The sequence below is a fragment of the Exiguobacterium sp. s160 genome, assembly GCF_018617575.1.
GTDB classification, from domain to species: domain Bacteria; phylum Bacillota; class Bacilli; order Exiguobacteriales; family Exiguobacteriaceae; genus Exiguobacterium; species Exiguobacterium aestuarii_A.
In genome coordinates this window covers 99,972-111,852 of record NZ_JACSKK010000006.1, presented here as the reverse complement: position 1 = coordinate 111,852, position 11,881 = coordinate 99,972, and the positions used below count along the sequence as shown (strand labels likewise).

Below are 11,881 nucleotides of genomic sequence, written 5' to 3'. Positions count from 1 at the left end.
AGCCTGTATGTGTAGCCTTTCAGCATGTCCGTCTCTCCTCCCCTCAGAAGATCGTGATGTGTCTTCTTCATCCGATACCCGTGGAGGGGAGGGAGAATCTGACGGAATAACGAACTTTTGTTCGCAAAATCTGTCACAAGGAGAGAAAACTGTTGAACCGGGCGATTCATCCCCCACCTACGCCGGGCTACGCCCCGAGACGCTTAGAGGAGGGAGAATTCTCGCCTGATTCAATTAAATTGTAAGCGCTATCTGAATAAAAGTTGTGTGGCATTTTCATGACACCTGATGGATGAAAATAATCAACATCCTTCATAAAAAAATGAAATAAAATAGATTGTTCGCACATGATTTTGAATAAATGATTGATTATACATGTTGGTCTGTGAGTTTCGTCAAATGTCAGACGTGACGTGTGGCGAAGACATGATATACTTAATCACAATGAAACCAATCAATTAGGAGTTTATGATGAAATATATTTATCAACTGATTCTCGTCGCTATGTTGTTCATGATTGCTGCTCCGACTACGGTTATGGCCGAAACAGAACCAGTAGTGATTCATGAGAACATCATTGTTGAAGAAGAGGTAGAGATTCACGAAGGATTTCAATCACCCAATGAGATGGTGTATGTCTTCGTATTAATCGTGTTATTATCTGTCGTTGGTTTAGGAATCATGAATACGATTGAATAACGTGAAAACGTTCACAAAAACGCAATAAGTCGTTTGGTAACGGTTACAAACGTTGCCTTATACTTATATGTGTAGGAAGAAAGTTCTGCACCAACTTTCTGTCCTCCTTTTCAAATGAACACCCCTCGTTCATATCATGTATTGGAGTCAACCGATGTCATCGATTGACTCCCTTTTTTGTCTATCTAAAATCGAATACGTTTTTCTTTTGCTAATCGTTTTAATCGTTTTGTTTCATCCGTATGGCCATGGCTCTCTAAGAAATCGACGTAGACACGGAACGGTTCGGAACGATGTGAAAAGAAAGGGATATACTCTGAAAATAGCTTCTGTTCGGCTTCTTGTAAGTTACCTTCGGCGACGAGGAGACGGAGCTCTAACATTTTAAGAGCTTGATAGTTTTCAAGTGCGGTATCTTCTGTCTGGGATTTTTCTAACATCCGCTCACACAGTTTGAGAATGCGTGCGTGAAGAATCTTTCTCGTGTTGGCTTGGCTGTGTTCAATCGGCAAGGTTGATAGTAAGTCGATTCGTGTGGAATCCACGTCTTTTGGCACGTGGAGGGCAGTGTATAAAGCGCGGTCAATCCAGACGGTATCAATGGGTGCGTCTAGTTGGTAGTAGTGGATGAGTTTTTGGAGCATCGTGACTTGTGAGATTTTCAATAGGCGAAACGGGTCGCTCGTTGAAAAGAGAGGTTCTTCTCCGGCTGACGTTGACAGAAGATAAAACATCTCTTCATACATCGTGCGTGCCTCAGTATATTCTTCGGCATAGTGGGCTAAATCACGGATGATTTTTTTGGCGTGGATATACCAATTTTTTTGATCACGGTCGGACATGACTTGGTTGGGACGAATATATAAATGTTCATATGCTGAATCGACAAAACGTTCAGCTAACGTAATCGTTTGTGAGAGCGAATGACGCTCTTCCGAATGTTTTTTTTCTTTATAGCGTGTGAACTGGCTGATCATAAAATCAAAGTCTTGATCATCAATCACATCTTTTGGAGTATGACGATACATCTCGACCAATAAATCACGTAACGTCGCCTCACCATATTGCTCCAACAACATGCGTAATTTTCCGATGCGCATCAGCTCTCCTCCTTTCATTCATACTTGTTGTATGCATCTCTGATTTGGGCAGACACCAATTAATATTCCTTTCCCGGATTTCATCTGAAACAATCATATGGTCTCATGCTTAAGACGGATTTTCCTTAGAAACGTTGTCAGATCAATGCGGGTTCGGGATAATAGAGAAAAATTGATAAAGTTGAGGATTGAAAATATGAAAGATGATCAACATTTATCGCGTGTAGAACGTAGAAAGCGCGAACTCGAACAACAAGAACTCGAAGCGTCTCGTTTGAATGGTGAACGATCTTCAGATGAGCCGTCGAATATAGAAGAGCCATCGAATATAAATGAAGCATGGCGACAGAATCGACAAGGGGAAGGGGCTCCTGTTCAATCGGAGCACCCGTTCTTGAACGAGAAATCAACGGATTCGTCGAAGCCGAACTACGGAACATCAAAAAAGCGGAAGAAGCGTATGCCACGGATTCCGTCATTCTCAAAATCGAAACGAAAGACTTCTCAATCAAAGTCGAATCATGCGACGCAACAACCGAAACCGGCAAAATCTCCGAAACAAGAAGTCGATCATTCGTCCAAACCATCAAATAAACGAAAGCGTAAATGGAAAGGGAAAGTGGCCCTTCTTCTCATTCTCCTGTTGCTTGTCGGAGGGTATGTGGCGACTTCCCCGTTCACGTTCCTCATTATGGGAAGTGACGCACGGGTGGGGGAATCCCTCTCGGGGTCCCGCACAGATTCTCTACAATTGATGGAATTTGTCCCTCGTTCACGTACTGTTCAAAACGTGTCGATTCCACGCGATACGTATACGGCCATTCCATGTGAGCCAGACCGGGATGGCGATAAAATCACCCATGCTTTCGCTTATGGTGGTGCAACGTGTACGGTAGGTGCTGTTGAAGGACTGACCGATGCGTCGGTCGATGGACAAGTCGTGATCACATTTGAGTCGTTCATGGAATTGATTGATTTGATCGGTGGTGTCAATGTGACGGCAACGCATTCATTCAGTGAGAAAGGGTTCAACCAAACGTATGAGTATACGGAAGGTGTCTCTTACGCGATGGATGGAGACATGGCACTTGCCTATGCGAGACACCGTAAGTCGGATACGGACGGCGCCCGTTCGAATCGTCAAACCGAAGTCATGACAGCCGTCGCAGAAAAATTGGCTAGTCCTTCGGGTTGGACGAAGATTCCGGCAACGTATCGTTTCATGAAAGAGGAAATGGGTCTTGAGATGAATGTCTTACAAATGGCATCCGTCGGTCTGACGATGATCTCGAACCCGGACGTGAATAAGATGCAAGTTGAAGGACAAGATGCCTATATCAACAATGTCTATTACTACGAACCTTTAGAAGAGAGTGTGCAATCCATTCGGGACGCCCTCGATTTATCGATGTGGGGCACGGTCAGATAATTTTAAGAAAAGGGTTTGATTCTGACTTGAAAGAGGAATTTTAAACAAATGAACTACTCTTTTGAGGAGGGAAATTTGAATGAAAGTATTAGTCATTGGAGCAACAGGAAAGATCGGGAAACGTGTATTGAAAAGTCTAGCGAAGACCCATCAAGTGACCGCTTTAATTCGTTATCCTGAACTACAAGCAGAGTACGAGAAAATGGGTGCGCACGTATTGACGGTTGATGTCGAGAAAGAACTTGAGAAAAAAGTTCATGAGGCGACAAGTGGACAAGATGCAGTCATCATTGCGGCGACTGCCGGCGCAGACGGATCGAGTACCGAGATTGAACTACTCGACCGAAACGTCGCGATGAACGCGATTGATGCTGCTAAAAAAGAACGAGTACGTCACGTCGTCTTGCTCAGTGCATATGGCGCGGACCAACCGAATGCCGCACCAAAAGAACTCTTTAACTTTCTGTCAGCCAACAATGCCGCCGACGAATACATCGAACATAGCGGTTTGAACTATACGATCATTTGCCCAGTGACCATTGTCGATGAACCGAGTAAAGGTTCCATCGAAGCATCTGAAGACTTGAACGATGCGGACGGTGCGACGATTTCGGAGACGGATGTCGCGACTGTCATCTCTGCATCTCTTGACAACCGTGGACTATACGGTCGCCGAATCGAAATCAAGTCGGGTAGTACGCCGATTAATGAAGCGCTTGATTTTGAAGGCCGTGGAGAAGTGGCAAACGGAGGTAGAACGACGTTACGCCGACCACAACGATCATAACGAGTTGAGGAGAAGATGACATGGAACGAAAGTTGTATAAAGATCAGAATAATAAAATGATTGCCGGGGTCTGTTCAGGGCTCGGGAACTATCTAGGAGTGGACGTCACGATTATGCGTGTTCTGTTTGTGGCAATGGCACTCTTAGGTGGTCCAGGGCTTCTGATTTATATCGTTCTGGCCATCATCATGAAAAAGCCGCCATCAGAATATGAGGCGGAACAAGAAGATCGTTTTTAACGAAATCAAGCAATCCGACAGTCATGTCGGATTGCTTTTATTTTTCGATGTATAAGGTGTAGCTTGCTTCGAACGTCTCGTTTGGGGCAAGGAGCTGAATTCCTTCTTTGTGTAGAAAATCTTTTCGGTGTCCTTTATAATCTGCGTGACCGAACCACGGTTCAAGACAAACGAATGGAGCATCCTTATGGGGTGGTGACCAAATGCCAAAGTGAGTAAATGAAGGGCTTTCCATCACAATTGCTGTTCCTGACGGTTGATGACGTAGCGCGGCGTACTCCACATTTTCGAAAATCAATGCATCGTCGTCAAATAGAGAACGGGTAAGTGGGATGTATTGCCGTTCGCCTAGTGGTTGATAGGCTCCTGTCAAATAAGGTCCTTCTAATAGATAGCGGTCAAGTGTACGTACTTCTCCGAAGTCGATCGTATAGTCCTCGAACGCACCACCCTTGAAAGGGATATTGAATGCGGGATGACCACCGATACTGAACGGTAACATGGTTTCCCCTGGATTATGGACATGATAGGTGACAATGACTTCTTCTCCTACAAGTTGATACGATACGTTCAGAGTAAACGGGAAAGGATAATGTTGTCTTGATTCAGGTGTATCTTTCAAGGTGAAACGAACGGAAGTTTCATTCGATGATTCGATGTCGAAAATCGCGTCACGAGCAAATCCGTGTTGACTCATCGTATACGTATTGCCTTCATATACATATTGATCATCCAATAATCGCCCGACAATCGGGAAAAGAATGGGGGCCTGTCGTCCCCAAAACGTAGGGTCACCTTGCCATAAGTATTCCGTTTCGTCTATTTTCCAACTAGTCATCTCAGCACCCTGTGCTTTTAACGTAATCTGAACATTTTTGTTTTGAAGTTGCACAATACATACGCTCCTTTACGGTTTGTGATAAGTTAAGTGTAGAAATCTTAAGTAAAACAAACAAGGGGTAAATGATGCGCTTACAAAGAATCGTAATCGGAACGCTCATCCTTCTATTGATTGCTGGGCTTGCCTACAAGGGCTACGAAGAATATATGACGACACAAAAGAAAGAAGAAGCGGTTCCAATCGCTCAAAATGAATCGGTATTAGGAGGGCTCGAAGTGGGGCAACAAGCTCCGGACTTCACCTTGAATACCCTAGAGGGGGAGAGTCTGACCCTTTCACAGTTCCAAGGACAGCCGGTAGTCATTAATTTTTGGGCTTCTTGGTGCCCGCCTTGTCGAGATGAGTTCCCTGAACTGGTTTCGTTTGAAGAAGCGACAGGTATTCCGGTTCTCGGTGTGAATGTCACCAAAAATGAACGACGAGGAAAAGCGGACGTCGAGGCTTTTTTACAGGAGTACCCGGTTGATTTTCCAATCTTGTTAGATGAAGAAGCGGTCGTAGAGCAACAGTATCGTGTCGTCGCGCTACCGACAACGTACGTGTTAGATGAACAAGGAGTCATTGTGGCAAAGCAGACAGGTCCCGTCGACGAAGCGTGGATTCAGCAACAGATTGAAAAGACGTCAATGTGATATTTCAAAAAAGCTGAACGATCTGCCCTTAATGGGAGGGCAGATCGTTCAGCTTTTATAGTGTTGCTTGATCAATGCATCAAAATTTGGGGTCATATCTTCTTCAAGATAATAATGATGATTGTCTCGAATGATTGTATCACCAACACGTGCTTCGGAAGGTAGGAATCGTCTAGGAATGAAACTTGAGCCGTTATTCCATCTCAATACGGCATATTTTCCCTCGATTCGCACCAATGTACCGTACTTAATCATGCCTCTTCCTCCTCGACGAGCAGCTTCTGTCTCTTTTTATCCTTACATCATGTATTCCCACATTCCACAAAAGCTACACATTTTTACGAGTGTCTGTCCAATCGGACAAGGGAAGTTATTCCAAGAAACGCAAGAGGATAAATTTGATAAATGTGAAGGAAGTTTGAAGAAAACGCTTTCTTTTTTTAAAATGGTCTTCTATAATGAAAGCACGGGGTGATTATGACGAAACTGTGAACAATGGGGGGATGGTCATGTTTTCTTCTGCAATGATTGGGTTACTCGCTCTGACGGGAGTAACGATCTATGGGGTTGACCGTATGTTCACGGTCCGCTCAGAACGCGTCACAAAGAAATAGGTCTACATAGGGGGAAATCGCAACGTCTTGGGGAGACGTTGCGATTTTTTTAATAGTCTTGTTGACGAGACCGGCGATCGGTCTCTTTTTGTTCCACCATTTTTCGATTACGTTCATGGACACGATCGAAAAAAGAATGTTCTGGCCACATAGGAGACCAGTGGCGCTCTTCGGGAAGTGCTAAGATGTATTCTTCTGCTGCACTCAAACGTTCAATCATCTGGCTACGATTGTCGCATAGGTCACCGTGTCCAGGCACGAACCATTGAACTTCATGTTCATAAATGAGGGTTTGCAACGTTTGTAATGTTTCGAGATATGCGGTCGAATCATGCTCGATAAAAGGTGGCTCGATATTCGAACCGTAATCTCCGCATACGAGTAGGTGCATCGGCTCGATTAGAACAGATAGGTGAGTTGCATCATGGCCCGGTGTCGGGATGAACGTAACGGGTAACGATCCAAGTAGAAGTGTCTGATTCGGTTGGACCACGATATCGATTTCAGGTTTTTGAATCGGGCGATTGATGTAGTGCTGTTCATAGAACTCGCGAATCTCATCGAGCTGATCGGACGAGTCGGCATCTACAAATGCCTGTGAGGCAATCGTTGTCGCATCCTTAAAACCATAAGCCCCGATAATATGGTCGAAATGATGATGGGTGAAGATGACGTAAAGTGGGCGATCATCGCGTCTTAACTCGATATCCCGACGAATCGTGGCAATTTCTTCAGGAAGCCACGTGGGGTCAATCAAAAGAATGGCATCTGGTGTATCGATCAAGGTCGATGTCGTTCGCATCAACGCACTTTCGTAAATCGTGAATGATTGAAGTTTCGCTTGAATCAAAAGAGTTCCTCCTCATCTGATTAGAGTCATTCACTCTTTTCCCCAAAACAATCGATGGAACAACAAAAAAGCAGAAAGTCAGATGACTTTCTGCTTTTGCAAGGTCTCAACCGTGCATTGTATGTGTGCGAGAGGCTCTCGCGTATATGTCGATATTGGAGCGGGTGAAGAGAATCGAACTCTCGTCATCAGCTTGGAAGGCTGAGGTTTTACCATTAAACTACACCCGCATGAAGAAAAAATATGGAGCGGGTGAAGGGAATCGAACCCTCGTCATCAGCTTGGAAGGCTGAGGTTTTACCATTAAACTACACCCGCGTTACGTCCTAACGTTACTTTGATATAATAGCATATCAAATTCTATTTGCAAACCCTTTTTTAAAAAACTTTTTAGGTTGCAGAATCCTATCCATAACGAAGATAATAGAAAAAAGGGGAGAAATCAAATATGAGTGAACGAAAATCATATTTACAACTGATGGGCGAAGGATTTCGGATGTTGAAGCAGTCCAAACAAACCGATCAAACAGTGTCTCTTCGAAGCTGGACGTTCTCGATTCATCATGACAACGAATGGTATGTCGTGTTACGTTCGAATCGGGTCAAGTGGGTCGGATTGCCGAGTCATACATTTGATATTGCTCTTGATTCGATTCAAATTGGGAATCTTCGAATCATACGTCACCCTGAATCGAACGAAGTACGTTTGACAATCGATGAAGAATGGGGATTGGAAAATAAGGTTGTTTGTGACAACCTAGAATGGGAAACATTCGTCGATGCGCTCAAACAAGTGAAGGGGGAGTAAGCGTGAGTGAAGAGAGGTTGTATCGAATGGAAGCGGAAGCACGAGGGAGTGCTTGGCGGGCCCGGGTTCTGACAGGGATTCAGCGATTTCGATTTTACAAAGGCGAATTGCTCGCACCATCGAACCGGCCGTATGTCGTATTGAGCATTTCACAAGATGAAGGGTCCTTGCCTGATCTGATTGAAACCGATATGGGCATCCTCTTGATCCATGAGCGAGTCAGTCCGATCTTTATGAATGTCTGTCCATATGACGTTCAGCTCGTCCGTGTCGAGCTTCATACAAGTACAGGGAAGACAGATCGCTACTGCGCGCTTAATGTGCTCCGACGCTTTGAAATCGAATACCTCGAACACTCGAACGAATTTCGCCCGTTAAGTACGGATCGATTCTATTTCCTATCTAATCAGACGGTTCGAATGAATTTATTTGGACATATGATTGCCCAAGATGTAAATAGCCAACGTCTTTATGTGACCGAACGACTAAAGTATGCATTACAAGCGAAAATGGTCACAGGACTGGCATTTAAGCAAGTAAAGGAGAAAACAGCATGAAAGAGTATGAAATTGATGGGTGGTTCCGCCTGACGTATCCGGAACATTACGAATACAGTGAAGAAGAAGATTATGTGAGCTTCTATTCAACAGAAGAGGATGCGCAAGGAACGCTTCAAATCTCCATCTATGAGTCTGAGGATTCACAAGAACCAAGAGAAGCCGTCTTACGCGAGTTAAATACCTTTTTAGGAGAGTTCCCAATCGACGTAAAAATTGCGCCAAGCGTGACTGACGAGACGGGTGACATGACGACGGCTTATGCGAGCGGCATCGAAGACGGGATGCATTTAGATGTCTGGTCTTTGACGGACGGAAAGCGCCTCTTATTCATGACATACGTTGCTGATCAAGTGACGAATGAAAAAATGGAGATTGAATCCATCATCGACTCAGTCGAATGGACATAAAATGAGACACGACGCCAAATTAGAGGCGCGTGTCTCATTTTTTTATTGATATTTTGGAACATCGAAATTAAGTGTATAGGCATCGAGCGATTGATAGACTTCATAGATCTGTCTCGTTTGAATATCTGCCCAAGCAATATTCGTTGCGTATTGATGCGTGCCTGGTGAATCAGGGTTATAACGCATCTTATAAAGTGTGTTTTGTTTATAAGTCGGATGATTAATGTAGCTAGAACCAATCCAGTAGGCTCCACCGATTACTGCTGCTTCAGGCGTGAACCATTTCTGTTCAAATGCATACTTAGCTCCGCTTCCAAGTGGATTGCTGTCGAAGGCCTGAATGCCATACATATTGTATACGGTAGCGGCTACAGGTCGCTCGGGATAAATGCGGTCACCGTTTGAGTTAATCAAGGCGTTTCCGTCTTTATCAACGGGTACACCAGACGCTAGTTTTGAGGTACCGTTACCCGTTTCATGAAGTGCATGTGAAAGCAGATAGACTTCATTGATATTATACTGACTGCCGGCATCTACGAACGCTTGACCTAAGCCACTGAGTGTACCTTTCGACAGGAGTAGCTTATTGAGCGTTGTCGCTGTCGTTCCGGCACTCTTCGATAAATCTAAGAATTGGTAGAACGAGCGTGAATTCGGATCAATGCCAGTCGGGTCAACATATGTCAACACTTCATTGAGCGATGCCCGACGCCACATGTTATCAAACACACGAAGGTTGTGACCGGATGGACGGTTGTAAGAAACTGTATAGTATGTGCCTGTCTGTCCAGTGATGGTTACTTTTTCGCCCGGATTGATTTGACCGTATGGATGAGATGTAAGGCTTGGTTGGCTTAAAATATTGGCCTTACCGATGACGGAACTCAATGTGATATAACCCGTTGCCGTACCGTATTTGACTTTATACCAAGAAGAGGAAGCGCGTTCTACATATTGAACTGTTGCTCCTTTCGGAATAGTGGCCACTGTCACAGAACTTGATGTGGCAGACGATTTTAACGCAGCACCTACGTTTGAGATGACGGTCATATCCTGATTGACGATTGTGCCGACGTTATCAGTGACACTGACCCAAGCTCTTGGCAAATACGCTTTTTCGTAGCGATGAAAATCAGTTTGAGCGATTTGATTATATTGTCGCTCTGCCATGTCACGAACAGTCATCGGATAACTTGTATAGAATACGTTCTTGATGACACCGCTTCCCGGAGGCGTTGTCGTGACCGGAATTGCGTAATCCATATGAATATAGTTTCCACTATACGTACCATTCGTCAATAATCCCCAATCTGAACCGATGATTGGTTTCACACTGACAATCGTCCCGTTGTTCAACGTTCCAGCGAGGTTATTTGACTGGACGGCAGGAGTAGAACGTACGTTTAACGTACTTCCACCTTCTACATAAATTCGGTATTCGGCTTCCGGACCGTACTGTTCAGTCGGTGTCGTTGTCGGTGGCGTCAACGCAAAGTCACGAGCTGCGACATAGCCAGTCGTGTTGTTGTAACGCACTTGATACCATGAACCAGTCGCTCCAAATTTAGCGAATTGATCAACTTTAGCCCCTTTTGGGATGGTCTGTAGCACCGTTTTAGAACTAGACATCGAAGAATATAACTTCGTTTCTTGTTGGGCGTAATACGGTGTCACCACTTGCGTGAATTTCTCAGATAGATCACGTGTCGGGACGTAACCTGTCGTAGATTGATACGTCACTTTAGACCATGAACCTGTTGCGCCATGAGTCGAAAGTTGAGAGACCGCCGTGCCAGGCGTTAACGTACGGATAGCTTTTTTAGTTGATGACATAGAGTTGTAAAGCGTCGTTTGATTACTAATATACATCGGTTTAGGTGCCGTCAGCGATTGGAGGTCGCGCATGGCCACATATCCAGTAATTCCGTTGTAAGAAATCTTACCCCACGAATTTGTCGCACCATATAAAGATTGAAGACTTACTTTCGCGCCTTTCGGGAGAGTCGTCAATACACGAGAAGTCGTCGTAATCGATGCATATACTTTTGTTGAATCAGTTGTCATATGTGTCGGATTCACTTGAGGCGTCACACTTCCACCTTCGTATGCAGAAAAGTATTTTTGAGCGACGTAACCAATTTTCCCGTTATAAGAAACTTTGTACCACGAACCCGTCGCGCCGTGCGTCGAAATATAGTTCACGACCGCATCCTTAGGAATGACCGTCAATACAGCAGAAGAAGTCGTCATTTCAGCTCTTAAATTGACGTTCATTTCCGCAACATATTGTTTTGCAGATGCCTGCTCAACAAAATATTTTTGAGCGACATAACCCGTCTTCCCATTGTAAGAAATTTTGTACCACGAACCCGTCGCCCCATGCGTCGATATGTAAGTGATGGTCGCACCTTTCGGGATTGCGCTTACGACAGAAGATGAGGTCGTCATCGATGAATACATACTTGTCGCTTCTTTAGCGATATATAGCGCAGTAGAAGCGGTAGAAGTAGTAGATGTAGAAGACTTAGAAATAGATGTATTGACGGTTAAATATTCGGAAGCGACATAACGTGTTTGACCCTCAAATTCGATTTGTGCCCAATCGTTATTCGATGAATAGACGTTTACCGTTGTTCCTTCTGTTAGTTTCCCAACAATCGATGAAGTCGTAGACGAGTCAGAACGAACATTTAAAATCTTTGTGTTGACGGTTCCTTCATATGTTGCTGCGTATGATGGAGTGGGAGCCAATCCACTAAATAACGAGGTCGAAACAAGGACGGCTGCACTCAATCGTGTAAGGTTTGATTTCAAAGTCTATTTACTCCTTTCACCAACCGATTGGTCATCGGTCG

13 protein-coding genes and 2 tRNA genes are annotated in these 11,881 nt (G+C 44.4%); 8 read left to right on the top strand and 7 right to left on the bottom strand.

Annotated elements, in window-relative coordinates:
* The first annotated feature begins 471 nt into the window (after positions 1-471).
* Complete coding sequence (locus KNO86_RS11900) at positions 472-699, top strand: hypothetical protein (RefSeq protein ID WP_074033023.1); 228 nt, start codon at positions 472-474, stop codon at positions 697-699.
* Between the two features lie 185 nt (positions 700-884).
* On the opposite strand, the gene KNO86_RS11895 is transcribed toward KNO86_RS11900, so the two are convergent.
* Positions 885-1,799: a hypothetical protein gene (locus KNO86_RS11895; protein ID WP_074033024.1), complete on the bottom strand. Its 915-nt coding sequence runs from the start codon at positions 1,797-1,799 to the stop codon at positions 885-887.
* Positions 1,800-1,995: 196 nt separating this feature from the next.
* Here KNO86_RS11895 and KNO86_RS11890 point away from each other — a divergent pair, with 196 nt between their 5' ends.
* From KNO86_RS11890 to KNO86_RS11880, 3 genes are all read left to right on the top strand, one after another.
* Complete coding sequence (locus KNO86_RS11890; protein ID WP_214696469.1) at positions 1,996-3,228, top strand: LCP family protein; 1,233 nt, start codon at positions 1,996-1,998, stop codon at positions 3,226-3,228.
* Between the two features lie 79 nt (positions 3,229-3,307).
* Positions 3,308-4,015, top strand: coding sequence for an SDR family oxidoreductase (locus KNO86_RS11885; RefSeq protein ID WP_214696467.1), 708 nt, complete (start codon positions 3,308-3,310; stop codon positions 4,013-4,015).
* A gap of 20 nt (positions 4,016-4,035) precedes the next feature.
* The gene (locus KNO86_RS11880) at positions 4,036-4,254 is read left to right on the top strand and encodes a PspC domain-containing protein (RefSeq protein ID WP_074033027.1); all 219 of its coding nucleotides are present in this window, start codon (positions 4,036-4,038) and stop codon (positions 4,252-4,254) included.
* Positions 4,255-4,291: 37 nt separating this feature from the next.
* Here the strand turns inward: KNO86_RS11880 and KNO86_RS11875 are convergent, their stop codons facing one another.
* Positions 4,292-5,146 carry an aldose 1-epimerase family protein gene (locus KNO86_RS11875; RefSeq protein ID WP_214696465.1) on the bottom strand — a complete coding sequence of 285 codons (855 nt, stop codon included), beginning with the start codon at positions 5,144-5,146 and terminating at the stop codon, positions 4,292-4,294.
* Positions 5,147-5,220: 74 nt separating this feature from the next.
* Between KNO86_RS11875 and KNO86_RS11870 the strand changes: the two genes are divergently transcribed.
* Complete coding sequence (locus tag KNO86_RS11870) at positions 5,221-5,787, top strand: TlpA family protein disulfide reductase (RefSeq protein ID WP_251127004.1); 567 nt, start codon at positions 5,221-5,223, stop codon at positions 5,785-5,787.
* 48 nt (positions 5,788-5,835) lie between these two features.
* Here KNO86_RS11870 and KNO86_RS11865 read toward each other — a convergent pair whose 3' ends face one another.
* The 4 genes from KNO86_RS11865 to KNO86_RS11850 all read right to left on the bottom strand — a co-directional run bounded on the left by KNO86_RS11865 (position 5,836) and on the right by KNO86_RS11850 (position 7,569).
* A complete protein-coding gene (locus KNO86_RS11865) occupies positions 5,836-6,042 on the bottom strand; it encodes a DUF3006 domain-containing protein (protein WP_015880796.1) in 207 nt (68 codons plus the stop codon).
* A gap of 408 nt (positions 6,043-6,450) precedes the next feature.
* On the bottom strand, positions 6,451-7,251 hold the full coding sequence (locus tag KNO86_RS11860) for an MBL fold metallo-hydrolase (protein ID WP_214696461.1): 801 nt from the start codon (positions 7,249-7,251) through the stop codon (positions 6,451-6,453).
* A gap of 156 nt (positions 7,252-7,407) precedes the next feature.
* Positions 7,408-7,481: transfer RNA gene (locus KNO86_RS11855), tRNA-Gly, on the bottom strand.
* Positions 7,482-7,495: 14 nt separating this feature from the next.
* Positions 7,496-7,569, bottom strand: a tRNA-Gly gene (locus KNO86_RS11850).
* Between the two features lie 130 nt (positions 7,570-7,699).
* On the opposite strand from KNO86_RS11850, the gene KNO86_RS11845 reads away from it, so the two are divergent.
* The 3 genes from KNO86_RS11845 to KNO86_RS11835 are packed head-to-tail and all read left to right on the top strand — an operon-like array spanning position 7,700 to position 9,026.
* The gene (locus KNO86_RS11845) at positions 7,700-8,059 is read left to right on the top strand and encodes a hypothetical protein (RefSeq protein ID WP_214696459.1); all 360 of its coding nucleotides are present in this window, start codon (positions 7,700-7,702) and stop codon (positions 8,057-8,059) included.
* A 2-nt stretch (positions 8,060-8,061) separates the two neighbouring features.
* Positions 8,062-8,616, top strand: coding sequence for a hypothetical protein (locus KNO86_RS11840; RefSeq protein WP_224863319.1), 555 nt, complete (start codon positions 8,062-8,064; stop codon positions 8,614-8,616).
* Positions 8,613-9,026 (top strand): DUF3805 domain-containing protein, encoded by a 414-nt coding sequence (locus KNO86_RS11835; RefSeq protein ID WP_074033032.1) that lies wholly within the window; start codon positions 8,613-8,615, stop codon positions 9,024-9,026. Before KNO86_RS11840 ends, KNO86_RS11835 begins: the two co-directional genes overlap by 4 nt.
* A 42-nt stretch (positions 9,027-9,068) precedes the next feature.
* Here the strand turns inward: KNO86_RS11835 and KNO86_RS11830 are convergent, their stop codons facing one another.
* Positions 9,069-11,840, bottom strand: coding sequence for an SH3 domain-containing protein (locus KNO86_RS11830; RefSeq protein ID WP_214696458.1), 2,772 nt, complete (start codon positions 11,838-11,840; stop codon positions 9,069-9,071).
* Between the last annotated feature and the right edge of the window lie 41 nt (positions 11,841-11,881).